Here is a 23,755-nt window from a genome sequence, read left to right as displayed (position 1 = left end):
CGAGGCCGGAGCCGCGGCGAAGGCGACCCTCGACGAGGTCTACGCGACCGCGCTCGCCCGCATCCCTGCTCCTGCCGACTCCCCGACTCCGCGTCGCTCCTCCGCCGCTGATCGCCGTGTCACCGCTCATCTGTCCTGCTCCGTTCCGCCCCGCTCCGTGCCCCCTCCTCCGAGGATCGCGGACTCCCGATCCCGCCGATCGACCCTCCGGCCGATCCGTGGAGACGCCTCCCGATCGCGCCCCTGTGGAGGAGCGGTCGACCCCGTCACGCCGCCACCGAGAACGTCGAGAGCAGCACCGAGACGACCATCGGAGCCACTCCGAGCAGCAGGAACGCCGGCAGCACGCAGACCCCGAGCGGCAGCATCAGGGTCACGCCGAGCCGAGCGGCTCGCTCCCGCGCCCCGGAGGACGCCCGCGCCCGGACCAGAGCCGCCTCGCTCCGGAGCAGGTGTCCCGCCGGCACGCCCGCCGCCGCGGAGAGGGGGAGCACCGGGTCCGCGTCGGAGAGCACACGCTCGCCCGAGTCGAGCCCGCACTCGGCGAGCGCCGCCACGACCCGGGCGCGCGACGACTCGATCGAGCCGCCGCCGGCCAGCGCCACCGAGAGGAGGTCGAGCGCGAGTCCGGGCGCCGCATCCGGCGGGGCCGCGCTTCGGACGAGCCGCCGCGTCCACGCGTGCGCGGCCGCCATCAGCCCGGCTCCCCCGACCAGGCAGGCCGCACCGGGCACCGTCCCGAGGAGCACGCCGATGACGTCGAAGCCCAGCAGGGCCCCCAGACCCAGCGCCGCCAGCGGCAGCGCGCTCACGACCCTCCCGGTGGCGGAGGGACCGGCCAGAGCCACCTCGATGTCCCGGCGGGCACGTGCCAGCTCGCGCAGGGACTCCGCCAGCTCGCCGAGAGCAGCGGCGACCGGCGCGCCGGAGTCGGCGGCCACCCGCCAGGCCGCGGCCAGCGCCGCCCACGCGGTCGCCTCACCGGTGTCTCGCGCCCGCCGCCTCGACGGCCGACGCTCCCGTCCGCTCCGCCGAGAAGCGGGGACTCCACGCAGCAGCGCCTCGGTCACGTCGCCGCCGCGCCCCGTCTCCTCCGACACCGCCCGGAGGAGGCGCCTCCGCCGCGCGTCCCCGCGGCCGGCCCCCTCCGCACCGGCGAGATGTCCGAGCGCCGACGCCGGAGCCACGCCCGCCGCCAGGAGGACGGCCAGCCGGTGCACCACGGCCGCGACCTCGTCCAGGCCGTCGCGACGCGTCACGCGCCCGACCTGGAGACGCGGGGCAGCGTCCCCTCCTCGACCCGCAGCCGCCCGCTCGCGTCCAGCGCGAACGTCCCGGACGCCGCGAGCCGCCGTCGTCCACCCCGGCGCTCCAGGTGCAGCACCAGGTCGATCGCGCTGACGGTCTGCCGCGCGATCGCCTCGGGCCCCAGCCCTGCGAGGACCCCGAGCGCCTCCAGCCGCGCGGGCACGTCAGCGAGGGAGTTCGCGTGGAGCGTCCCCGCACCGCCGTCGTGCCCGGTGTTCAGCGCCGAGAGCAACTCGCGCAGCTCGACACCGCGGCACTCTCCGAGGACCAGGCGGTCGGGCCGCATCCGCAGCGCCTCGCGGACCAGCCGATCCAGGCCCACGGCCCCGGCGCCCTCGAGGTTCGGCTGCCGCGCTTCGAGCGAGACGACGTGCGGATGCGCCGGCCGGAGCTCGCCGACGTCCTCGATCGCCACGATCCGCTCGGTCGGCGCCGCGCACCCGAGCAGGGCGCCGAGCAGGGTGGTCTTCCCCGATCCGCCCGCTCCCGTGATCAGCAGGTTCCACCGCTCGCGGACCGCCCGGCGCAGGAGCCGCACGCCGTCGTCGTCCAGCATCCCCGCAGCCTGCAGCTCCCGGAGCGACCAGGACTGCGCCCGGGGCACCCGCACCGACACGAGCGCTCCGCCGGTGGCCACCGGCGGCAGCACGACGTGCACGCGGACTCCGTGGCGGAGCCTGACGTCCACGCACGGGCTCGCCTCGTCGACGTGCCGTCCGCCGGCCGCGACCAGCGCGACGGCCAGCCGCCGTGCTCCGGCGGCGTCGAGCGTCCACTCCGGCACCCGCTCCGCACCACCGCCGCGGTCGATCCAGAGGCCCGCGCCGCCGTTCACGAAGAGGTCGGTCACCGCGGGGTCCGCGGCGTGCGGCGCGAGCAGTCCGAGCGCGGCGGCGGCCGGGCGGGCGGGCAGCGGATCGCGGCGGTGCTCGGCGGGGACGAGGGGGACGAAGTCGCGGGTCATCCCGGCACGCTAGGAGCCGGCAGCGCGCCGTGGGAGCGGTGGCGGGTGATCCGGGGACGGACGCCCGTGTCCGCTCCTGTGGAGGAGCACCCGACCGGCCGGGAGCCGCTGGGCCGGAGAGACCCGGAACGCGGAGACGCCCCCGCGAGCAGGGCTCGAGCGGGGGCGTCCGTCCGCCGGATCCGGCGGGAAGAAGGGGGCGGCACCCATTGGGGGGAACAGGTGCCGCCTCGGCGGCGCTGGATTGGGGGGAATCACTTGCGCCGCTGGGCCGAAGTTCATTCGGCCGTATGCAACTGTAGGGGACGGATCGCGATTCGCCAAGCCCGGATCCCGTTCTCTGCGGACTCTTATCCGACACCCGCCCCGCACTCAGCTTCCGGCGCGCGGCGATCCCCGTCGGAGGCGGGCGCTACGGTGGTGCGACGCCGACCGCGCGGGCCGGCGAACGTCTCACTCGCGAAGGAGCGAATCGCAGATGTCCACTCCCCCCGACGCCCCGGCCGCCGACCGGAACGCCATCGACAACCTCCTCCACGAGACCCGCCGGTTCCCGCCGCCGGCCGATCTCGCTGCCGGAGCGGTCGCGACCGCCGCGCTCTACGACGAGGCCTCGGCCGACCGCCTCGCCTTCTGGGCCGACCGGAGCCGCGAGCTCCTGCACTGGCACCGGCCCTTCACGCGCACCCTCGACTGGAGCGAGCCCCCGTTCGCGAAGTGGTTCGACGACGGCGAGCTCAACGTGGCCTACAACTGCCTCGACCGGCACGTCCTGGCGGGCCACGGCGACCGCGTCGCCCTGCACTGGGAGGGCGAGCCCGGCGACTCCCGCTCGATCACCTACGCCGAGCTCACGGCCGAGGTGAAGCGCGCCGCGAACCTGCTCACGAGCCTGGGCGTCCGCGCCGGCGACCGCGTCGCGATCTACCTGCCCATGATCCCGGAGGCGGTCATCGCGATGCTCGCCGTCGCCCGGCTGGGCGCGGTCCACTCCGTCGTCTTCGGCGGCTTCAGCGCCGAGAGCCTCCGCGCGCGCATCGACGACGCGGAGGCGACGCTCGTCATCACCGCCGACGGCGGCTGGCGCAAGGGCGCCGTCTCGCCCCTGAAACCGGCGGTCGACGCGGCGCTCGCCCTCGGCGGCGAGTCCAGCGTCCAGCACGTCCTGGTCGTGCGCCGCGGGGGCAACGAGGTCGCCTGGCACGAGGGCCGCGACCTCTGGTGGCACGAGGAGATCGTGGCGGTCGACGCCGACCACGTCGCGAAGCCGTTCCCCGCCGAGCAGCCGCTCTTCATCCTCTACACCAGCGGCACGACGGGGAAGCCCAAGGGCATCCTGCACACCAGCGGCGGGTACCTCACCCAGGTCGCCTTCACGCACCGCGCGGTCTTCGACCTGCACCCCGAGTCGGACGTCTACTGGTCGACCGCGGACGTGGGCTGGATCACCGGGCACAGCTACGTCGTCTACGGCCCGCTCGCCAACGGCGCCACCCAGGTGATGTACGAGGGCACTCCCGACAGCCCGCATCCCGGCCGCTGGTGGGAGATCGTCGAGAAGCACGGCGTGACGATCCTCTACGCGGCGCCCACGGCGATCCGCTCCTTCATGAAGCTCGGCCGGCAGATCCCTCAGCGCTTCGACCTCTCGAGCCTGCGCCTGCTCGGATCGGTCGGCGAGCCGATCAATCCGGAGGCGTGGGTCTGGTACCGAGACGTGATCGGCGGCGGCCGCACCCCCATCGTCGACACCTGGTGGCAGACCGAGACCGGCGCGATGATGGTGTCCCCTCTGCCCGGGGTGACGACTCTCAAGCCCGGGTCCGCGCAGGTCGCTCTGCCGGGGATCTCGATCGACGTGGTCGACGACTCCGGGACGCCGGTCGGCGCCGACGAGGGCGGACTGCTCGTGATCACCGAGCCCTGGCCGGCGATGCTGCGCGGCATCTGGGGCGACCCGGAGCGCTACGTCGAGACCTACTGGTCGAAGTTCGGCGACCGCTACTTCGCGGGCGACGGGGCGCGTCGCGACCAGGACGGCGACCTCTGGCTTCTGGGGCGCGTGGACGACGTCATGAACGTCTCCGGCCACCGCCTCTCGACCGCCGAGATCGAGTCGGCCCTCGTCTCGCACCCGGTCGTCGCCGAGGCGGCCGTCGTGGGAGCCGCGGACGAGACCACCGGCCAGGCGGTCGTCGCGTTCGTGATCGCGAAGGCGAGCCAGGCCGAGGCGCTGGCCCACGGGCACGACGAGCTCGAGGCCTCCCTGAAGGCGCACGTCGCCGAGCACATCGGCGCGATCGCCCGCCCGAAGCGGATCTTCGTGGTGCAGGAGCTGCCCAAGACCCGCTCGGGCAAGATCATGCGCCGGCTGCTGCGGGACGTGGCGGAAGGACGCGCCGTGGGCGACACGACGACGCTCGCTGACACGCAGGTGATGGCGGTGATCTCCTCCGCGATCGCCGCGGACTGACCGGGCGCCGCCCCCTCCCGCCGCAGCGGCCGGAGGGGGCGGTGCGTCAGTCGAAGGCGACGATCAGCTCGACCTCGACGGGAGCGCCGAGGGGCAGCTCCGCCACCCCGACGGCCGAGCGCGCGTGGCGTCCGGGCTCGCCGAACACGTCGCCGAGCAGCTCCGAGGCGCCGTTGATCACGCCGGGCTGCCCGGTGAAGCCGGCGGCGGAGGCGACGAATCCGGTGAGCTTGACGATCCGCGTCACCCGGTCGAGCGATCCGATCGCGTCGGCCACGGCCGCGAGCGCGTTGAGGGCGCAGGTGCGGGCCAGGTCCTTCGCCTGCTCGGGCGACACCTCGGCGCCGACCTTGCCGACCAGCGGCAGAGCACCGTCGACGAAGGGGATCTGCCCGGCCGTGTAGACGAGGCCGCCGTGCACGACGGCGGGGACGTAGGCGCCGGCGGGGGCCGCCACCGCCGGCAGCTCGACGCCGAGCTCCGCGAGACGCTCGGCGATCACGCGCCGGCCTCGGCGACGGGGCGCTTGAGGTACGCGACGAGGCCGCCCTCGGGACCGGTCACGATCTGGACCAGCTCCCAGCCCTCGGATCCCCAGGTGTTCAGGATCGCCGTGGTGTTGTGGATCATCAGCGGGGTGGTGATGTACTCCCAGCGCGGGACGGACATGGCTCTCCTCGGGTGCGGCCGGTGCGGGACGACTGCTGAGCGCCGCGCGTCGGCGGGATGAGCGCCGCGGCTCGTCCGAGCGCGGCGACTACGCTGATTCTATGTCGGGGCAGGGCGGGACCAGAGTCGTGAAGACCATCGGGGGCGCCGTCGGCGGTCTGATCGGCATCGTCGCCATGAGCGTCGTCGCGGGAGTCCTGGTGGCCGCCTCGGTGACGCCGGCGATCGCGCTGAGCGGCATGGCCGCCGGCAACACGGTGGAGATGTTCGACAACCTCCCCGAGTACCTCGAGATCGGCACGCTCGCCGAGAAGAGCGACGTCTACGCCAAGGACTCCTCCGGCGGCGACGTGCTGCTCGCCTCCTTCTACGCCCAGAACCGCGTCGAGGTGGGCTGGGACGAGATCTCGCCGTTCGTCAAGGACGCCGTGGTGGCCTCCGAGGACCCGCGCTTCTACGAGCACGGCGGCATCGATCTGCTCGGCACGGTCCGCGCGGCCGCGACGACGGCCCTCGGCGGGGACGTGCAGGGCGGCTCCTCCATCACGCAGCAGTACGTCAAGAACGTGCTCGTGCAGAAGGCGGAGGCGCTCAGCGATCCGATCGAGCGGGACGCGGCCTACCGCGAGGCCACGGAGACCACTCCGGAGCGCAAGGTCGCCGAGATGCGGCTCGCCATCGGGCTCGAGAAGGAGTACCCGAAGAACGACATCCTGCTGGGCTACCTCAACATCGCCCTGTTCGGCGGCACCGTCTACGGCGTCGAGGCGGCCGCTCGCTACTACTTCGGAGTGAGCGCGAAGGACCTCTCGCTCGCGCAGTCCGCCGCGCTCGTCGCGATCGTGAACAACCCCGAGAAGTTCCGCTTCGACCGGCCCGGCGACCCGGCGAACCCCGCCGCGGAGGGCTACCCGCAGACCCGGGACCGGCGCGACTACATCGTCACCCGCATGGACCTCGAGTCGAAGGTGACGTCCGAGCAGGCGCAGGCGGCCGTCGCCGAGCCCGTGGCACCGGACATCACCGAGCCGAGCACCGGCTGCCAGACGGCCGGAGTCGCGGCCTTCTTCTGCGACTACGTCACCTGGGTCATCAAGAACGACGACGCGTTCGGTGCGAGCCAGGACGAGCGCGACGCCACCTTCAAGCGCGGCGGCTACCGGATCTACACCACCCTCGACTCCGACCTGCAGCAGGCCGCCGTCTCGGCGACCGACGATTGGGTACCCAAGTCGATGGCGAACGTGAACATCGGCAGCGCGAGCGTCTCGGTCGAGGTCGGCACCGGCCGCATCCTCGCGATGACCCAGAACAAGGACTACTCCAACGATCCGAACCTGACGGGCCCCAACTACACGAGCGTCAACTACAACACCGACTTCGGCTACGGCGGCTCCTCGGGCTTCCAGGTCGGCTCGACCTACAAGGTGTTCACCCTCGCGGAGTGGCTCCAGGAGGGGCACTCGCTCGGCGAGAGCGTGGACGGCACCCGCCGCGCCTACACGACCTTCCGGGACAGCTGCGAGCCCGACGGCGTCTACTACGGCGAGTCCTGGAACCCCGGGAACGACGAGGGCGGCAACGGAGGAGTGACCACGGCCCTGCAGGCCACGACCGGCTCGATCAACACCTCGTTCGCCGCCATGGCCCAGCAGCTGGACCTCTGCGGCATCCGCAACACGGCGCTGGCGATGGGCGTGCACCGTGCCGACGGGACCGAGCTGCAGAAGCTCGCGCCGACCATCCTCGGCACCAACGAGATCGCTCCGCTCACGATGGCCACGGCCTTCGCCGGCTTCGCGAACAAGGGCACCGTCTGCACGCCGGTCGCGATCGACCGCATCGTCGACCGCACGGGCGCGGACGTCGCGCCGCCCGCCTCCGAGTGCAGCCAGGGGATGTCCGAGGAGGTGGCCGCGACCGCCGGGTACGCCCTGCAGCAGGTGGTCACGGGCGGCACCGGCGCCCCCTCCAACCCCCGCACCGGAGTGCCGCACATCGGCAAGACCGGCACCACGGACGACGCGCTGCACACGTGGATGGTCGGCGCGAGCACCGAGGTCGCCACCGCCACCTGGGTCGGCAACGTGACCGGCTTCACCTCCATGCGCGGATTCAGCCTCAACCGGGTGAACGCCGGCCAGGTGCGCCACCAGATCTGGCCGCGCATCATGCGCGTCGCCGACGCGAAGTACGGCGGGACGGCGTTCCCGGCTCCCGTCCGCTCGCTCGTCGACGCTCCGCAGGAGGCCGTGCCCCAGGTCACCGGCCAGAGCCCCTCTGCGGCCGCCGCACGCCTGCGCTCCGTCGGCTTCAGGGTCCGCGTCGACACCTCTCCGGTGCCCTCCGACCGCCCGGCGGGGACGGTCGCCCAGACGAACCCTCCGGCCGGGTCGCGCGTCTCCCGGGGCGCGGAGATCACCCTGCAGATCAGCGCCGGACAGGCCGCCCCGCCGCCTGCGGGCTGAGCCCCGGCACCCCCGGCTGCTCCCGAGGGAGCGTCCGGCAGAATGAACGCGGCCGCGCTCGCGGCCGACGTGCGAGAGAAGGACCCATGACCGGACGCACCCGTCGCCCCCTCACCACCGCCCTCGCGGCCGTCGCTGCGGCCGGAGCCGTCGCCGCGGCCTGGGGCATCGGCGTCGAGCGGACGCTGTTCACCGTCCGGCGCACGTCGTTCCCGGTGCTGCCCGCCGGTTCCGAGCCGATCCGCATCCTGCACGTGTCGGACCTGCACATGGCTCCGTGGCAGACGAAGAAGCAGGAGTGGATCCGCTCGCTCCTCGCCCTGGCGCCCGACGTCGTGGTCGACACCGGCGACAACCTCGGCCACCGCGACGGCGTGCTCGGCATCCGCCGGGCTCTGGAGCCCTTCGCCGGGATCCCCGGCGCCTTCGTCAATGGATCCAACGACTACTTCGGCCCTCGGATCAAGAACCCGCTCCGCTACTTCGTCGGCCCCTCCAAGAACCCCCGGCAGCACGAGGCCGATCTCGACACCGAGGGGCTGACCGGCTTCTTCTCGGGCGGGCTCGGCTGGGCGGACCTCAACAACCGCGCCGAGAGCATCACGGTGAAGGGGACGCGCATCGAGTTCTTCGGCGTCGACGACCCGCACATCGGCCTGGACCGCATCGACCTCGTCGCGGGAGCCGTGGACGAGCTGCGCGGCGCGGAGGACGGACCGGCGGGTGTCAGCATCGGCGTGGCGCACGCGCCCTACCAGCGCATCCTCGACGACTTCGTCGCCCGCGGGGCCGAGGTGATCCTCGCCGGGCACACGCACGGCGGCCAGGTCTGCGTCCCGGGCTTCGGCGCCCTCGTCACGAACTGCGACATCCCGCGCGACAAGGTCGCCGGCTCGACGACGTGGGACAACGGACTGCGCAGCTCGTACCTCAACGTGTCGGCCGGAGTCGGCACCTCCATCTATGCCCCGGTGCGCTTCGCCTGCCGGCCCGAGGTGACCCTCGTGACGCTCACCCCCGCGGTCTGACGAGGGGTGTCCGACGGCGGTCCGGAAATCGGCTACTATTGTCGAGGCTCGTGAGCGGTTCTCCGTGATGAGCACACCGGGGTGTGGCGCAGCTTGGTAGCGCGCCTCGTTCGGGACGAGGAGGTCGTGGGTTCGAATCCCGCTACCCCGACCGGTGAGAAGCCCGGCCAGGATCGATGATCCGGCCGGGCTTCGTCGTTCCCGGGGCGTTCCGGAGTCCTGCTGCAGCGGGGCTCGCCCGCCGTCCTGAGCTGGACCCCGGGCGAGGGCTCAGCCGTGGCGGAGCCGGATCGTCGGCGGAGCTGCCGCGATGACCGGGCTGCGCTCCCCGGCTCGAGCACCCACGGCGGCGCGCGGAGTGCGTGCGCACGGGCGCGCCTCAGCCCGCTCCTCCGCGCCTCCCGGCCCGATCCCAGCAGCCGGGAGCGAGACTGTTCTTCCGCCGTCGTCGCCGCCCCCGCCCGACGACCGACGAGAGGAGCACCGTGACCCGGTCGCTCACCCGCCTCACCCTTGCGATCGGCGTGCCGTACGTGGTCGCTCTCGCAGCGATCGCCTTCTGGCCGACGCCCGTCGATGCGGGGATGCGGGGCGATCTCGGCCGGGTGACCTCCTGGTTCGCCCGGCACGGCCTCCCGATGGTCGACTACGCGTTCATCGAGTCGACCGCGAACATCGCCCTGTTCGTCCCCCTGGGGCTGCTCCTGGCGCTCAACCTGCGGCTCCGGAGGGCGTGGGTCGCTGTGGCCGTCGGCGCTGTCGTGAGCTCGCTGATCGAGGCGGGCCAGCTCCTCTTCCTCTCGGCGCGCTTCGCGACCGTCGACGACGTGGTGATGAACACCTCCGGTGCTCTCCTCGGCGCGGTCGCCGGCGTGCTGCTCCGGATGATCGTCCGCGCACGACGACGCCGGAGGGCGGCGGAGTGGGACGACGCCTTCGCGCACATCCCCCTCCGCGGCACCGCCGGCGTCGTGGCGGATCAGCCGAGCCGCGTCCGCTGAGACGACGGCTCCTCCGCGTCAGCGGCCGAGGCCGCGGTACTCCCAGCCGGCCGCACGCCAGGCGGCGGGGTCGAGGCAGTTGCGACCGTCGACGAGGAAGGTGTTGGCCACCTTCGCCGCCGTGGCCGCGGGGTCGAGGGCGCGGAACTGCTTCCACTCGGTCACGACGACCACGGCGTCGGCACCGGCCAGCGCCTCGTCGACATCGGTCGTGTAGGTGATCTCGGGGTAGCGGCGGCGCGAGTTCTCGATCGCCTCGGGGTCGGTCGCGACCACGATCGCGCCGAGGTCGTGCAGCCGCGCGGCGACGTCGAGCGACGGCGAGTCGCGGATGTCGTCCGACTCCGGCTTGAACGCCAGACCGAGCACCGCGATGCGGCGGCCCTCGACGGAGCCGCCCAGGCCCTCGGTGACGAGGTCGACGACGCGCTGGCGGCGACGCAGGTTGATCGCGTCGACCTCCTTGAGGAAGGCGACGGACTCGCCGACGCCGAGCTCGTCGGCGCGGGCCGAGAAGGCGCGGATGTCCTTCGGGAGGCAGCCGCCGCCGAAGCCGATGCCCGCGTTCAGGAAGCGGCGGCCGATCCGCACGTCGTAGCCGATCGCGTCGGCGAGCTGCGTGACGTCCGCGCCGGTGACCTCCGCGATCTCGGCGATCGCGTTGATGAACGAGATCTTGGTCGCGAGGAAGGCGTTGGCCGAGACCTTCACCAGCTCGGCGGTGGCGTAGTCGGTGACCACGAGCGGGGTCTCGGCGGCGAGCGCGGTCGCGTAGACCTCGTCGAGGGTCGCCTTCGCCGCGGCTCCGGCCTCGCCCGCGGGCACGCCGTAGACGAGGCGGTCGGGGCTGATCGTGTCCTTCACGGCGAAGCCCTCGCGGAGGAACTCGGGGTTCCAGGCGAGGGTCGCACCGGAGGAGGCGATGCGGTCGGCCAGGCGGGCGGCGGTGCCGACGGGCACGGTCGACTTGCCGACGACGAGGGAGTCCGCCTCGAGGTAGGGCAGGAGACCGTCGATCGCCGAGTCGACGTAGGTCATGTCCGCGGCGTTCTCGCCCGGCTTCTGCGGAGTGCCGACGGCGACGAAGTGCACGGCCGCACCGGCGGCGTCGGCCATGTCGGTCGAGAAGCGCAGGCGGCCGGAGGCGACGCCGGAGGACAGCAGCTCCGGGAGGCCGGGCTCGAAGAACGGCGCGGTGCCGGCGGCCAGGGCGTCGATCTTCTTCTGGTCGACGTCGATGCCGATGACGTCGTGGCCGAGCTCGGCCATGGCGGCAGCGTGGACGGCACCGAGGTAGCCGCAGCCGATGACAGAAAGCTTCACAGGGGTTCTCCGAATCGTGGCGGGTTCGTGTCGCGGTCGCGACGGTGAGGAGGAGCGATGCGATGCGGCGAGGCGTCAGCGCGACCGGGGACGCGCGACTACCGCCGCGCCAATGCTCTCAGATCACGGGAGACGTCGGCGACAGCGGCCGCGATCTGCGCCGCCACGCGCTCGTGCACGGCCTCGCTGCGGCCGATCGGGTCCTCGATGTCGTCGCCGCCCTCGACCCGCGGGGCGCGCCCGCGGTGCGCGGCGGCGAGGCGCACGACGGCGCGGAGCCGCGCGGCGGGGTCCTCGACCGTCGGCAGCGGCACCTCCCGCAGCACGAAGGGCAGCACGCGGGCGAACTCGAGCAGCGTGAAGCCGCGGAGGAGGAGCGACGGGAAGCGCCGGGAGGCGTCGACCAGGTGGTCGCGGGTCATCGTGAGCAGGAGATCGGCGTCGCCGACGGTCGCGTCGCCGAGCACCGCGCTCGTGTGCGCGGCCGGGTCTCCCCCGTGCTCGGCCGAGAAGCGGGCCGAGACCGGGTCCATCGGCAGTCCGTCGCGCGTCCTCACTCCGGCGCTCGTGAACGCGAAGAGCGGACCTCCCTCGGGCGAGGTCGCGTCGGCGAGTGCGGCGCGCAGCAGCTGCTCGGCCATCGGGGACCGGCAGATGTTGCCGGTGCAGACCGAGAGCACGGTCAAGACGGGGGCGGCGGAGGCGGCGACCGGCTCGTCCGGTCGCCAGCTCCGGCGGGCGGGGCGGGCGGAGTCGTCTCCCGGGAAGATCATCGCGGGGCGCTCAGGCCGAGGTCGACGCGGGCTCGGCCTCGACGGCCGTGTCCGGTCGGGCGCCCGATTGCTCGGAGCCGTAGTAGCTCGTGTAGTAGTAGCCGTAGCCCCGGCCGACCTGGCCGCGCGCGGGCACGCGGTTGAGGATCACGCCGAGGGTGTGGCCGCTGACCCGCTCGAGGTTCTGGATGGCCTTGCCGAGCTCGTCGGTCGTCGTCTTGCCCGCGGAGATGACCACGAGCGCGCCGTCGGTGCGGGCGGTGAGGATGGCGCCGTCCGTGACGGGCAGGAGCGGCGGCGCATCGACGATCACGATGGCCTCGCGGGCGATCTCGTGCAGGAGGATGTCCATGCCGTTGGAGCCGAGCAGCTCGGACGGGTTCGGCGGGATCGACCCGGCGCCGAGGATCCAGAGATTGCCGGACGGACCCCACGGCTGCAGGACGTCCTGCAGCTCGGCCTTGCCGATCAGCAGGTCGGTCAGGCCGACGCCGGGCACGAGGCCGAACGACTTGGCGACGGTGGGCTTGCGGAGGTCGCCGTCGACGACGACGGTGCGCTGGCCGGAGGCGGCGAGCGTCACCGCGAGGTTCGCGGTCACCGTCGACTTGCCGTCCGAGGGCAGCGGGCTCGTCACGACGATGATGCGCGGCGGGCTGTCGATGTTCATGAACTGCAGGTTGGTGCGGAGCTCGCGCAGCGACTCGGCCAGGGCGTGCTTGCCGTCGGCCTTGATGTAGTCGGTCGTGTCGGCCTCGGGGACGATGCGGTTGGTCTCGCTGAGGCGCTTGTCGACGGGGAGGGTGCCGACCACGGGGAGGTCGAACAGGCGCTCGACCATCTCGGCGGTGCGGATGCGCCGGTCCAGCGTGTTGCGGACGAACGCGTAGACGAGGCCGAGGACGAGGCCCGCGAGCGCGCCGACCGCGAGGACGAGGCGCAGGTTCGGGAAGGCCGGCGAGGACGGGAGCGCCGCGGTCTGCAGGACGGTGAGGGAGACCGTGTCGCCGACGCCCGTCTCCTGGTTGACCTGCTGCACCTTGGTGGCGATGGCCGCGACCCAGGCGTCGGCGAGCTTCTGCGCGCCCTCGGGGGTGGAGGCGGTGGCGCTGACCTTCATCACCGGGGCGACCGTGTCGGCCTGCACGGTGATCGCCGAGATCAGCGTGGCGGGCGAGACGTCGAGGCCGAGGCTGTCGATCGCGATCTGAGCGACGTCGCGCGAGGTGGCGATCGGGACGTAGGTGGCGAGGCTCGACTTGGCGACGGACTGCGCGATCTGCTGCGTGTAGATCGCCTGGCCGTCGTCGGCACCGGTGGTGGCGACGGAGACGAGTCCCTGCGAGTCGGCGACGTAGCGAGGCTTCTGCGTCAGCGACCAGCCGAAGGCGACGAGAGTGCCGAGGAGGATCGCCGCGACGATCGGGATCCAGTGGTCGCGCAGCAGCCGGAGGACGTCTCGAAGTTCCACAGAGTCAGATTCCTTCGCTGGTACGGATCACGCGGCGGGTGCCGGAGACGGGTTCTTCCGAATTCTGACACAGCGCTTCCGCGCCCTCGGCGCCAGGCGCGTCAACCGTGCCACCCGTCGGGGGTGGGCTGCGGCGGAGTCCCTCTCGTGATCACACCGAGGCCCTCGAGCTCGACCAGGGCGGACTCGACGACCGCCTCCGCATCGACGCCGGCGGGCGGCGGGCCCGCCTCCTCGAGCACCGCGGCGACGAGACCGGGCAGATCGGAGCCCTGGCCGGCGTGCCGCCAGATCGTCGGGCCGATGCCGGACAGGCGCACGAGGGTGTCGCCGCAGAAGACGAGCAGCTCGCCGTCCGGGAGCTCCACGGCGTCGTCCGCAGGGGTGCGCAGGACGGTGCCGGGCAGGGCCTCGCGCACCGCGTCGAGCGGCACGGAGACCACCTCGGACCAGGCGGACGGCGCTTCGGTGCCGAGGGACACGAAGGCCTCCTCGACCAGGTGCACCACGCTCGCGGCCTCCGAGTAGACCAGTCGCCGGACGCCGCCCACCGCCGAGAGGGTGCGGACGAGATCGGCGATCGGCCGTGGGCGGGCCGAGAGGTAGGAGGTCTGCGGCACCAGGTCCTCGATCGCGTCGACCGGGTCGACGTGCTCGAGGAAGGGCGTCCCGACGCCGTCGCGGCGCTCGAGCAGGACGACGCCCGCGAGCCGCAGGGGCGCCTCCGGGACCGGTCGGAGGGCGAGTGACCCGGGCGCGAGCTGCGCCTTCGGCGCCGACCCGGTGAGCGGCTTCACCGACAGGGGCTTGGGATAGGGCAGGACGCGCCCCTCCGGGGTGACGCCGACCGTCTCGTCGGTGACGTAGCCGAAGCGGGACCCGAGCGTCCGGGCGATGGTGGTCTTGCCGGTCCCGGACGCAGCGACGAAGGCCAGCACGCGGCCGGACTCGTCGGAGATCCCGCAGGCGTGGAGCATCAGCAGGTCGGCGCGCCGGGCGCCGATCGCCTCGAGGGTCAGCGTCGAGGTGAGGGACTCCTCGAGCTGCGCGAGCGTGGCGCTCGAGACCCGGGGCGAGCCGTCGACCGGGACGGAGGGATCGTGCCCCACCTCGGCGAGGACGTCGCGCGCTGCGGCGTCGGGCTCGGACGCGCAGGCGGCCCAGCTGTCGGCGATCCGCGCCGCGTCCTCGTCGCCGACACCGCGTCCGAAGACCACGCGGAACGGGGTCTCGAGGACCGAGACGGACAGGGTGCGGGGCTCGGCGCCCCTCCCCGCGGCGATCAGTACGCCCCGTCGCGGGCGAGGACGGCGCGCGCGGTCTTGAAGAGGATCACGATGTCGCCGGTCATCGACCAGTTCTCGACGTAGTACAGGTCGAGGCGGACGGTGTCCTCCCACGAGAGGTTCGAGCGTCCGCTGACCTGCCAGAGGCCGGTGATGCCGGGCTTCATCAGGAAGCGGCGGTGCACGTGCTCCTCGTACTGCTCGACCTCGCGCGCCAGGGGCGGGCGGGGGCCGATCAGTGACATGTCGCCGCGGAACACGTTCAGGAACTGGGGCAGCTCGTCGAGGCTGAAGCGACGGAGGATCGCGCCCACGCGGGTGACCCGCGGGTCCTTCGCCATCTTGAAGAGGATCGAGTTCCCCTCCGCGCGCTGCTGCGACGCGAGAGCCGCCAGTCGCGCCTCGGCGTCGACGACCATCGAGCGGAACTTCAGCATCTCGAAGGTCGCGCCGTTCAGGCCGATGCGCTCCTGCCGGAAGAGCACGGGTCCCGGGCTGGTGACCTTGACCAGCACGGCGACGACGATGAGCACCGGCGCGCTGAGGATGATCAGCATGGTCGACGCGAGGATGTCGAAGAGGCGCTTGGCGAACCGCTGGCGGCCGTCGAAGCGCGGGGTCTCGACGTGGATCAGCGGAAGGCCCGCGACGGGGCGGGTGTGGATGCGCGGACCGCCGATGTCGGTGAGGCTCGGCGCCACGACGAGGTGCTCGCGCCCGGGCTCGAGGGTCCAGCTCAGCTCGCGGATCCGCTGCGGTGCCAGCTCGTCGGAGCTCGTGACGACCACCGTGTCGGCGCCGGTGGCGTCCATCACGGCGCGGACGCCGTCGATCCCCGTGAATCCGTGGACCGCGAGGCCCGAGAGCTCCTGCTCGCTCTGCAGCGCCTCCGCCCCGCCGACCGAGGTCGAGACGGCGCCGACGAGTTTGTAGCCGGCTTCGGTGCCGCGGCGCAGCTCGCGCGCGGTGTGCAGGACGCTCGCGCGGGAGCCGAGGAGCACGACCTGGCTCGAGAAGCGGCCCGCCCGGCGCTGCCGGGTGAGCCAGGAGCGCCAGACCAGGCGGCCGACGCAGATCAGCACGATCCCGGCGGGGAACGCCGTGATGATGTAGCCCCGCGCGAGCAGGATCTGGAGCAGGTAGGCGATGATCGCGACGATGCCGAAGAGCCAGATCGAGGCGTCGACGACGCGGCGGTACTCGACGTAGCCGGTGCCGACGATCCGGCGGTCACGGGTGTCGAACACCTGGAGGGCGAGGAGCCAGCCGACCGACAGGGCGACGGACACCCAGGTGTAGCTGACCGCGATGTCGGCCGGGTTCTTGAACCCCAGGTCCGAGTCGAGGTTCAGGTCGAACCAGAAGAGCTGCGTACCGAAGACGGAGAGGACGATCGCGACGACGTCCGTGACGAGCAGCCGTCGCCGGTAGTCCTGCTCCCACGACGGCCGACGCCTCGGCGGTGCCCCTTGCGCCGTCATCGTTTCCCCCGACCTTTCCTGCTGCTTCGAAAGGCGTAATTCCGTCTCCGGTGTTGTCACCTCGTCAGGCTACCCACTTCCTCGTTTCGGAGGGGTGTCGTGCGGGTGAGGAACTCTCGATCGGTCAGCCGCGGAGCCGGCCGCGGCTCTCCTGGAGGTAGCACGCCCCGCACAGGGATTCGTAGGTGACCGCCGTTCCGTCGATCGCGACCTGATCGCCGTCGAAGACGAAGCGGCCGTCCACGACGCGCCCGTTGAAGATCGCTTTGCGCCCGCACCGGCAGATGGTCTTCAGCTCCTCGAGGCTGTGGGCGATCTCCAGCAGCCGCCTGCTGCCCGGGAACGCGGCGGTGCGGAAGTCCGTCCGGATGCCGTAGGCCAGGACCGGCACGTTCTCGAGGATGGCGATCCGGAGCAGATCGTCGACGTGCGACTCCGGCAGGAACTGCGCCTCGTCGACGAGCAGAGCGCTCACGTCGCGCTTCGACTCGGCCAGGACACGGGCCCGGGCGGCGGTGAAGACGGCCACCGGGTCGCCGTCGGGCTCGAACAGGATGTCCACCGGACGGGTCACGCCGAGCCGCGACACGATCAGCTCCTCGCCCTTCGTGTCGACGGCCGGCTTGGCCAGCAGCACCCGGTGCCCGCGCTCCTCGTAGTTGTGCGCGGCCTGCAGGAGCGACGTGCTCTTCCCGCTGTTCATCGCTCCGTAGCGGAAGTACAGCTTGGCCATCAGGTCTCCTCGGTGCGGGTCCGGAGGCGGGGCCTCCGGGGTGAGCAGGGGTCGGTCACGGGAGGAACCCGTCCTCGCCGGCGCGGCGGATCAGATCGGCCCGGCGGCTCGCAGGCCGGCCGACGGCGACGTACTTGCGGCGGACGCGCTGCAGGTAGGTCTTCGCGGTCTCGAACTGCACGTTCATCTTGGCGGCGACCTCCGGAGTGCTCGATCCGGACGCGTAGAGGCGCAGCGCCTCCAGCTCGCCGGCGCTGAGCCGCGGGCGCTGCTGCGCCGCGACTCCGGACGGCAGGGGCCGCCACTGCGCGGACGAGACGTCGGCCGAGCGCATCTCGAGAGCGGCGCGGGTCTGCTCCATCACCTCGGCGAGCGAGCGCGACTTCGCCAGATGCCGCACGGCCCCGGCCTTCAGAGCGCGCTCGCGGACCTCGTCGTCCTCGCTCGCGGAGAGCGCCACGACCGCGGCTCCCGCCGCACGGCAGGTCCGGATCCGCGCCTCGATCGAGATCGGCTCGCGCAGCTCGACGTCCATCACGACCACCTGGGTGGGGAACACGTCGCTCGTCACCAGGTCGTGCCAGGTGGAGGCGGCCACGACGACCTCGAAGTCCGGGGCGTGGGTGCGGATCCACGCGCTCGTCGCCGCGAGCAGGTCCTCGCGCGGGTCGAGCAGGCCGAGCCGGACCGGACGGGGCACCGCGTCGCGGGCGCTCCGGGCGGAGGAGCCCGAGGGCTCACCGGAGCGGGTGACCATGCGGACGATCCTAGCCGCGGCCGGGCCCGGCACCGGCTCAGAACAGCGTCGGCTGCCCGACGCCCGGGAGGATCGCGGCGCGCTCCGGGCCGAGCTCTCCGACCAGCAGCCCGTCGTGCTGGAGGGAGCGCCGCTCGCCGCCGAGGGCCCGCAGAGTCCCGAGCGAGCCGAGGGCCGAGGACTTGACGGAGCCGGTGGCCGGGTCCTCCTCGCCGCGCTCGAGCCCGTGCGCGCGCATCAGCGGGCGGATGCGCGCCGAGAGCCAGCGCCGGTACTCGAGAGGCGCGTAGGCGTCGCGGCCCGGGTAGAGCGCGCGGTACCTGTCGACCAGCTCGGGGTGCTCCTGCCCGAGCCACTGCAGGAACCACTCCTTCACCCCGGGCTTGAGGTAGAGGGTCGAGTACATGATCGTGCTGGCGCCGGCCTCGCGGCAGGCCCGCAGCGACTCGTCGAGGTGCGCCCGGGTGTCGGTGAGGAACGGCAGGATCGGCATCAGGAACACCGAGCAGTCGAACCCGGCCTCCCGTGCCGCGGTGACCGTCGCCAGACGGGCCGCCGCGGTCGGCGCTCCCGGCTCGACGGAGCGCTGGAGACCCTCGTCGTAGACGGCGATCGAGACGCCGAGGTCGACCGGGACGTGCTCGGCGGCCTCGCGGAGCAGCGGCAGGTCGCGCCGCAGCAGTGAGCCCTTCGTGAGGATCGAGATCGGGGTGCCGGAGGCGGCGAGCGCGGCGATGATGCCCGGCATCAGCCGGTAGCGGCCCTCGGCGCGCTGGTACGGATCGGTGTTGGTGCCGAGGGCCACGGGGTGCCGCTCCCAGCTCGGCTTGGCGAGCTCGCGGGTGAGGACCTCGGCGACGTTCACCTTGACGACGATCTGGGAGTCGAAGTCGCGGCCGCCGTCGAACTCGAGGTACTCGTGCGTGGGCCGGGCGAAGCAGTAGGTGCAGGCGTGGGTGCAGCCGCGCATCGGGTTGATGCTCCAGCCGAACGGCATCGTCGAGGAGGTGTGCACGCGGTTGAGCGCCGACTTCGCGAGCACCTCGTAGAAGGTGATGCCCTCGAACTCCGGAGTGCGCACCGTCCGCACCAGATCGGTGAGCGTGACGAGCCCGGGCAGCGCGGCCTCGTCGGCCGTGCCGATCGACCGTCCGCTCCACCTCATGGAGCCATTAGAACATATGTTCGAACGGCTCGCACCCGATCAGACGGAGGCGGACAGCTCCAGCGTCTCGGCGGTCGCGGTGACCGTCTGCTCGGCCTTCTCGGGCGCGTCGTTGAGCGTCGAGCCGTAGCTCGGCACCAGCGCGCGGATCCGGGGCTCCCAGGCCTTCATCCGGTCGGGGAAGCACTTCTGCACGATGTCGAGCATGATCGGCACGGCGGTCGACGCTCCGGGCGAGGCGCCGAGCAGGCCGGCGATCGTGCCGTCCCCTCCGGTGATGACCTCGGTGCCGAACTGCAGCACGCCGCCCTTCTTCTCGTCCTTCTTCATCACCTGGACGCGCTGGCCGGCCGTGATCAGGTACCAGTCCTCGTCGCGGGCGGTGGGGAGGAACTCGCGCAGGGCCTTCATCTTCTTGCCGCGGCCGGCGAGCACCTCGCCGATCAGGTACTTCATCAGGTCGAGGTTGTCGCGGGCGACCGCGAGCATCGGGCCGATGTTGTGCGGCCGGATCGACAGGGGCAGGTCGAGCCAGGAGCCCCGCTTCAGGAACTTGGGCGTGAAGCCCGCGTAGGGGCCGAAGAGGAGGGACGACTCGCCGTCGACGACGCGCGCATCGAGGTGGGGCACCGACATCGGGGGCGCTCCGACCGCGGCCTTGCCGTAGACCTTGGCCTTGTGCCGGGCGACCAGCTCGGGGTTGTCCGTGCGGAGGAACTGCCCCGAGATGGGGAAGCCGCCGAAGCCCTTGATCTCGGGGATCCCGGACTTCTGCAGCAGGTGCAGCGCGCCGCCGCCCGCGCCGACGAAGACGAAGCGCGCGGTCACGCTCTGCGGCGTGCCTCCGACGACCTGCTTGAGGTCGAGTCGCCAGGTGCCGTCCTTCTGACGGGTGATGTCGGTGACCTCGCGGCCGGTGTCGAGCGTGCCGCCGTGGGCGACGACGTGGTCGAACAGCTGGTGGGTCAGCGAGCCGAAGTCGACGTCGGTCCCGGCGGGCATGCGCGTCGCCGCGTAGGGGCCGCCGCCGGCGGGACGCTGCTCCATCAGCAGGGGCGCCCACTCGTGGATGGTCTTGACGCTCTCGGTGAACTCGATGCCGGCGAACAGCGGCTGGTCCTTGAGCGCCTCATAGCGCTTGCGGAGGTACTCGACGTTGGCCTCGCCGTGCACGAAGGTCATGTGCGGCGCCGGGTTGATGAAGCTGGACGGCTCGCGGATGTCGCCCGACTCCACCAGGCTCGACCAGAACTGGCGCGAGATCTGGAACTGCTCGTTGATCTGGATCGCCTTGGCCGGGTCGACGGAGCCGTCGGCCGCCTCGGGCATGTAGTTCAGCTCGCAGAGGGCCGCGTGACCGGTGCCCGCGTTGTTCCACGGGTTCGACGACTCCTGCGCCACGTCGCCGAGGCGCTCGTAGGCGGCGATGGTCCAGTCGGGCTGCAGCTGGGTGATGAGGGCGCCGAGAGTGGCGCTCATGATGCCCCCACCGATGAGGGCGACGTCGACCGGTTCCGAGGAGTTCACGAGAGACGAGTTTACGCTCGCGCGAGCACGCCGAGGCGGGGAGGGGCCTCGCTCCCCCATCAAATTCGCGGCTTTTCCACCCGGAAGGGGCCGGAGCGCTCGGCGCCGGCCCCTTCCGGGAGGATCAGGAGACGGGCTGCTTCGCCGCGATGAGCTCGGCGATCTGCACGGCGTTCAGAGCCGCACCCTTGCGGAGATTGTCGTTGCTGATGAAGAGCGCGAGGCCGCGTCCCTCCGGAGCGCCCTCGTCGGCGCGGATGCGGCCGACGTAGCTCGGGTCCTTGCCCGCGGCCTCCAGCGGAGTCGGCACCTCGCGCAGCACGACGCCGGGCGCGTCGGCCAGCAGCTCGCGCGCGCGCTCGGGGCTGAGTGCGGAGGCGAACTCGGCGTTGATCGAGAGCGAGTGGCCGGTGAAGACGGGGACCCGCACGCAGGTCCCCGAGACCAGCAGGCCCGGGAGCTCGAGGATGCGGCGGCTCTCGTTGCGGAGCTTCTTCTCCTCGTCGGTCTCGTTCGAGCCGTCCTCGACCAGGCTGCCCGCGAAGGGGATGACGTCGAAGGCGATCGGGGCGACGTACTTGTCCGGCGCGGGGAAGTCGACCGCCGAGCCGTCGTGCACCAGGTCGAGCAGGTGCTCGTCGGCGACCGCGGCGCGGACCTGGCCGGCCAGCTCGTTCGCTCCGGCCAGCCCGCTGCCGGACACGGCCTGGTAGGTGCTGACGATCAGGCGGGTGAGTCCCGCCTCGCGGTCGAGGACCTTCAGGATCGGCATCGCCGCCATCGTGGTGCAGTTGGGGTTGGCGATGATGCCCTTGACCGCCTGGTCGATGGCGTGGGGGTTCACCTCGCTGACGACGAGCGGGACCTCGGGGTCCATCCGCCAGGCGCTGGAGTTGTCGATCACGGTGACGCCGGCCGCGGCGAAGCGGGGCGCCTGCGCGCGGGAGCCCGTGGCTCCCGCGGAGAACAGGGCGATGTCGAGCCCCGACGGATCGGCGGTCTCCACGTCCTCGACCACGACGTCCTCGCCGCGGAACGGCAGCGTCGTGCCCGCCGAGCGGGCGGTGGCGAAGAAGCGGATGGACGCGACGGGGAAGTCGCGCTCCTCGAGGAGGCGGCGCATCACCTTCCCGACCTGGCCGGTCGCGCCGACGACGCCCACGTGGAGGGGGGTGCTGCTCATGCTGTGCTCTTTCGTCCGTGCGGCGCGCGGGCCGCTCGTGGCGGGGGGATCGAGGGAGAGGGTACCGGTCGGTCCGGCCGCTCGGGAGGAACGGCCGGATCGCGAGGGTGTCCGGCCGTCAGCGGCCGGTGCCGGCGTAGACGACCGCCTCGTCCTCGGCGTCGAGCCCGAAGGCGGTGTGCACGACGCGCAGGGCCTCGTTCACGGTGTCGGCGCGGGTGACGACCGAGATGCGGATCTCGCTGGTGGAGATCATCTCGATGTTGATCCCGGCCTCGTAGAGGGAGCGGAACAGCTTCGCGGAGACGCCGGCGTTGGTGCGCATCCCGGCGCCCACGAGCGCGAGCTTGGCGATCTGGTCGTCGTACTGCAGGGACTCGAAGCCGACCTCGTCCTTCTCGGCGTTGAGAGCCATGAGGACGGTCTGGCCGTCGGCCTTGGGCAGGGTGAACGAGATGTCGGTGCGGGCGGTGGCCGCAGCCGACACGTTCTGCACGATCATGTCGATGTTGGAGCCGGTCTTGGCCACGATCGTGAAGATCTGCGCGGCCTTGCCCGGGATGTCGGGGACTCCGACGACGGTGATCTTCGCCTCGTTCAGGTCGGCGGCGACTCCGGCGATGATGGGCTCTTCCACGGCTTGTCCGTTCTGCTCGGCGCCGGCGGTCTCGGCGTTGTAGACGATGGTGCCCTCGTTGGGGCTGAAGGAGGAGCGCACGTGGAGCGTGACTCCGTGGCGGCGGGCGAACTCGACGGCGCGGATGTGCAGCACCTTCGCGCCCGCAGCGGCCAGCTCGAGCATCTCCTCGCTGGTGATGCGGTCGAGCTTGCGGGCCTTCTTGACGACCCGCGGATCGGCGGTGAAGACGCCGTCGACGTCGGTGTAGATCTCGCAGGTGTCGGCGCCGAGTCCCGCGGCGAGCGCGACGGCCGTGGTGTCCGAGCCGCCGCGGCCGAGAGTGGTGATGTCCTTCGTGTCGCGGTTGAAGCCCTGGAAGCCCGCGACGATGACGACGGCGTTCTCGTCGAGCGCCTCGCGGAGGCGGACCGGGGTGATGTCCACGATGCGGGCGGCGCCGTGCTGCGCGTCCGTGATCATGCCGGCCTGGCTGCCGGTGAAGGAGCGGGCCTCGAAGCCCATGCTCTTGATCGCCATCGCCAGCAGCGCCATCGAGATGCGCTCGCCCGAGGAGAGCAGCATGTCGAGCTCGCGGGGGGCGGGGATGGGCGTGACCTGGTGGGCGAGCTCGAGCAGGTCGTCGGTGGTGTCGCCCATGGCCGAGACGGCGACGACCACGTCGTTGCCCGCCTGCTTGGTGGCGACGATCCGCTTCGCGACCCGCTTGATGCTCTCCGCGTCGGCGACGGAGGACCCGCCGAACTTCTGGACGATCAGGCTCACGTGCTGCTCCCGTGTCGGTGGCTGGACCGCCGTCGCGACCCGACGGGCGAGTCTACCGGTCGACCGCATGCCGGAGCGGTCATGCGACTCCGGCGGCCGCGTCAGTTCTCGACGAGCCGGCGGCCCTCGAAGGCGCGGCCGAGGGTGATCTCATCGGCGTACTCGAGGTCTCCGCCGACGGGCAGCCCGGACGCCAGGCGGGTGATGCGGATGCCGAGGGTGCTGAGCATGCGCGAGAGGTAGGTCGCCGTCGCCTCGCCCTCGAGGTTCGGGTCGGTCGCGATGATGACCTCCTGCACCTCGCCGTCCGCGAGCCGCTGCAGCAGCTGGCGGATGCGGAGCTGATCCGGGCCGATGCCGTCGATCGGGCTGATCGCGCCGCCGAGCACGTGGTAGAGCCCGCGGAACTCGCGGGTGCGCTCGATCGCCGGGACGTCCTTCGCCTCCTCCACGACGCAGATGACCGCGCGGCTTCGGCGCGGGTCGCGGCAGATCCCGCAGGTCGCCTCCTCCGCGACGTTCCCGCAGATGTCGCAGAAGTGCACGCGGCCGCGCAGCTCGAGGAGGATCTCGGCGAGCCGGGTGACGTCGAACGTCTCGGTCTGCAGGATGTGGAACGCGATGCGCTGGGCGGACTTCGGGCCGATGCCGGGGAGCCGGCCGAGCTCGTCGATCAGCTCCTGGACGATGCCTTCGTACATGCGGTCGCCTCCTCTCGGATGGGGCGGACGGGGGTGGCGGGG

The 23,755-nt window shown here is 72.3% G+C and carries 20 protein-coding genes and 1 tRNA gene; 5 read left to right on the top strand and 16 right to left on the bottom strand.

Features of this window, described 5'->3' with window-relative positions:
• Positions 1-266: 266 nt before the first annotated feature.
• Positions 267-1,259 (bottom strand): type II secretion system F family protein, encoded by a 993-nt coding sequence (locus C5D44_RS16735; RefSeq protein WP_104282311.1) that lies wholly within the window; start codon positions 1,257-1,259, stop codon positions 267-269.
• A complete protein-coding gene (locus tag C5D44_RS16730) occupies positions 1,256-2,272 on the bottom strand; it encodes a TadA family conjugal transfer-associated ATPase (protein WP_104282310.1) in 1,017 nt (338 codons plus the stop codon). The genes C5D44_RS16735 and C5D44_RS16730 overlap by 4 nt, the downstream gene beginning before the upstream one ends.
• 478 nt (positions 2,273-2,750) lie before the next feature.
• On the opposite strand from C5D44_RS16730, the gene acs reads away from it, so the two are divergent.
• Positions 2,751-4,745 (top strand): acetate--CoA ligase, encoded by a 1,995-nt coding sequence (gene acs / locus C5D44_RS16725; protein ID WP_104282309.1) that lies wholly within the window; start codon positions 2,751-2,753, stop codon positions 4,743-4,745.
• A gap of 46 nt (positions 4,746-4,791) precedes the next feature.
• Here the strand turns inward: acs and C5D44_RS16720 are convergent, their stop codons facing one another.
• Both C5D44_RS16720 and C5D44_RS18215 read right to left on the bottom strand, forming a co-directional pair.
• A complete protein-coding gene (locus C5D44_RS16720; RefSeq protein ID WP_219815157.1) occupies positions 4,792-5,247 on the bottom strand; it encodes a RidA family protein in 456 nt (151 codons plus the stop codon).
• Positions 5,244-5,414, bottom strand: a complete 171-nt coding sequence (locus C5D44_RS18215; RefSeq protein ID WP_164861113.1) for a hypothetical protein — start codon at positions 5,412-5,414, stop codon at positions 5,244-5,246. Before C5D44_RS18215 ends, C5D44_RS16720 begins: the two co-directional genes overlap by 4 nt.
• A gap of 101 nt (positions 5,415-5,515) precedes the next feature.
• Here C5D44_RS18215 and C5D44_RS16715 point away from each other — a divergent pair, with 101 nt between their 5' ends.
• The 4 genes from C5D44_RS16715 to C5D44_RS16700 all read left to right on the top strand — a co-directional run bounded on the left by C5D44_RS16715 (position 5,516) and on the right by C5D44_RS16700 (position 9,911).
• A complete protein-coding gene (locus C5D44_RS16715; RefSeq protein WP_104282308.1) occupies positions 5,516-7,882 on the top strand; it encodes a transglycosylase domain-containing protein in 2,367 nt (788 codons plus the stop codon).
• 86 nt (positions 7,883-7,968) lie between these two features.
• Positions 7,969-8,910, top strand: a complete 942-nt coding sequence (locus tag C5D44_RS16710) for a metallophosphoesterase (RefSeq protein ID WP_104282307.1) — start codon at positions 7,969-7,971, stop codon at positions 8,908-8,910.
• A 77-nt stretch (positions 8,911-8,987) separates the two neighbouring features.
• A tRNA-Pro gene (locus C5D44_RS16705) sits at positions 8,988-9,061 on the top strand.
• Between the two features lie 334 nt (positions 9,062-9,395).
• Complete coding sequence (locus C5D44_RS16700; protein ID WP_258067337.1) at positions 9,396-9,911, top strand: VanZ family protein; 516 nt, start codon at positions 9,396-9,398, stop codon at positions 9,909-9,911.
• An 18-nt stretch (positions 9,912-9,929) separates the two neighbouring features.
• Here the strand turns inward: C5D44_RS16700 and C5D44_RS16695 are convergent, their stop codons facing one another.
• The 12 genes from C5D44_RS16695 to recR all read right to left on the bottom strand — a co-directional run bounded on the left by C5D44_RS16695 (position 9,930) and on the right by recR (position 23,713).
• On the bottom strand, positions 9,930-11,234 hold the full coding sequence (locus tag C5D44_RS16695; RefSeq protein WP_104276326.1) for a UDP-glucose/GDP-mannose dehydrogenase family protein: 1,305 nt from the start codon (positions 11,232-11,234) through the stop codon (positions 9,930-9,932).
• A 98-nt stretch (positions 11,235-11,332) separates the two neighbouring features.
• Positions 11,333-12,007, bottom strand: coding sequence for a low molecular weight phosphatase family protein (locus C5D44_RS16690; RefSeq protein ID WP_104282306.1), 675 nt, complete (start codon positions 12,005-12,007; stop codon positions 11,333-11,335).
• A gap of 10 nt (positions 12,008-12,017) precedes the next feature.
• Positions 12,018-13,478 carry a polysaccharide biosynthesis tyrosine autokinase gene (locus C5D44_RS16685; RefSeq protein WP_104282305.1) on the bottom strand — a complete coding sequence of 487 codons (1,461 nt, stop codon included), beginning with the start codon at positions 13,476-13,478 and terminating at the stop codon, positions 12,018-12,020.
• 101 nt (positions 13,479-13,579) lie between these two features.
• The gene (locus C5D44_RS16680; RefSeq protein WP_104282304.1) at positions 13,580-14,695 is read right to left on the bottom strand and encodes a hypothetical protein; all 1,116 of its coding nucleotides are present in this window, start codon (positions 14,693-14,695) and stop codon (positions 13,580-13,582) included.
• A gap of 65 nt (positions 14,696-14,760) precedes the next feature.
• Positions 14,761-16,245, bottom strand: coding sequence for a sugar transferase (locus C5D44_RS16675; RefSeq protein WP_104282303.1), 1,485 nt, complete (start codon positions 16,243-16,245; stop codon positions 14,761-14,763).
• 124 nt (positions 16,246-16,369) lie between these two features.
• A complete protein-coding gene (locus tag C5D44_RS16670) occupies positions 16,370-16,978 on the bottom strand; it encodes a thymidine kinase (RefSeq protein WP_104227256.1) in 609 nt (202 codons plus the stop codon).
• 55 nt (positions 16,979-17,033) lie between these two features.
• Entirely contained in the window at positions 17,034-17,735 is a 702-nt protein-coding gene (locus tag C5D44_RS16665) for a LuxR C-terminal-related transcriptional regulator (protein ID WP_146082560.1), read from the bottom strand.
• 37 nt (positions 17,736-17,772) lie between these two features.
• Positions 17,773-18,900 (bottom strand): Rv2578c family radical SAM protein, encoded by a 1,128-nt coding sequence (locus tag C5D44_RS16660; protein WP_104282302.1) that lies wholly within the window; start codon positions 18,898-18,900, stop codon positions 17,773-17,775.
• A 39-nt stretch (positions 18,901-18,939) separates the two neighbouring features.
• Complete coding sequence (locus C5D44_RS16655; protein WP_104282301.1) at positions 18,940-20,487, bottom strand: malate:quinone oxidoreductase; 1,548 nt, start codon at positions 20,485-20,487, stop codon at positions 18,940-18,942.
• A gap of 64 nt (positions 20,488-20,551) precedes the next feature.
• Entirely contained in the window at positions 20,552-21,610 is a 1,059-nt protein-coding gene (locus C5D44_RS16650; RefSeq protein WP_104282300.1) for an aspartate-semialdehyde dehydrogenase, read from the bottom strand.
• A gap of 118 nt (positions 21,611-21,728) precedes the next feature.
• On the bottom strand, positions 21,729-23,012 hold the full coding sequence (locus C5D44_RS16645) for an aspartate kinase (RefSeq protein WP_104222160.1): 1,284 nt from the start codon (positions 23,010-23,012) through the stop codon (positions 21,729-21,731).
• 101 nt (positions 23,013-23,113) lie between these two features.
• On the bottom strand, positions 23,114-23,713 hold the full coding sequence (gene recR / locus C5D44_RS16640) for a recombination mediator RecR (RefSeq protein WP_104222157.1): 600 nt from the start codon (positions 23,711-23,713) through the stop codon (positions 23,114-23,116).
• Positions 23,714-23,755 lie beyond the last annotated feature (42 nt).

The sequence above is a fragment of the Rathayibacter sp. AY1B5 genome (genome assembly GCF_002932795.1).
Lineage (GTDB): Bacteria > Actinomycetota > Actinomycetes > Actinomycetales > Microbacteriaceae > Rathayibacter.
This window is presented reverse-complemented; position numbering and strand designations above follow the sequence as displayed.

Coding starts and splice junctions, on each gene's coding strand:
- C5D44_RS16730 (WP_104282310.1), bottom strand. CDS start 2,272: ATGACCCGCGACTTCGTCCCCCTCGTCCCCGCCGAGCACCGCCGCGAT.
- acs (WP_104282309.1), top strand. CDS start 2,751: ATGTCCACTCCCCCCGACGCCCCGGCCGCCGACCGGAACGCCATCGAC.
- C5D44_RS18215 (WP_164861113.1), bottom strand. CDS start 5,414: ATGTCCGTCCCGCGCTGGGAGTACATCACCACCCCGCTGATGATCCAC.
- C5D44_RS16715 (WP_104282308.1), top strand. CDS start 5,516: ATGTCGGGGCAGGGCGGGACCAGAGTCGTGAAGACCATCGGGGGCGCC.
- C5D44_RS16710 (WP_104282307.1), top strand. CDS start 7,969: ATGACCGGACGCACCCGTCGCCCCCTCACCACCGCCCTCGCGGCCGTC.
- C5D44_RS16690 (WP_104282306.1), bottom strand. CDS start 12,007: ATGATCTTCCCGGGAGACGACTCCGCCCGCCCCGCCCGCCGGAGCTGG.
- C5D44_RS16675 (WP_104282303.1), bottom strand. CDS start 16,245: ATGACGGCGCAAGGGGCACCGCCGAGGCGTCGGCCGTCGTGGGAGCAG.
- C5D44_RS16670 (WP_104227256.1), bottom strand. CDS start 16,978: ATGGCCAAGCTGTACTTCCGCTACGGAGCGATGAACAGCGGGAAGAGC.
- C5D44_RS16665 (WP_146082560.1), bottom strand. CDS start 17,735: ATGGTCACCCGCTCCGGTGAGCCCTCGGGCTCCTCCGCCCGGAGCGCC.
- C5D44_RS16660 (WP_104282302.1), bottom strand. CDS start 18,900: ATGAGGTGGAGCGGACGGTCGATCGGCACGGCCGACGAGGCCGCGCTG.
- C5D44_RS16655 (WP_104282301.1), bottom strand. CDS start 20,487: ATGGGGGAGCGAGGCCCCTCCCCGCCTCGGCGTGCTCGCGCGAGCGTA.
- C5D44_RS16650 (WP_104282300.1), bottom strand. CDS start 21,610: ATGAGCAGCACCCCCCTCCACGTGGGCGTCGTCGGCGCGACCGGCCAG.
- recR (WP_104222157.1), bottom strand. CDS start 23,713: ATGTACGAAGGCATCGTCCAGGAGCTGATCGACGAGCTCGGCCGGCTC.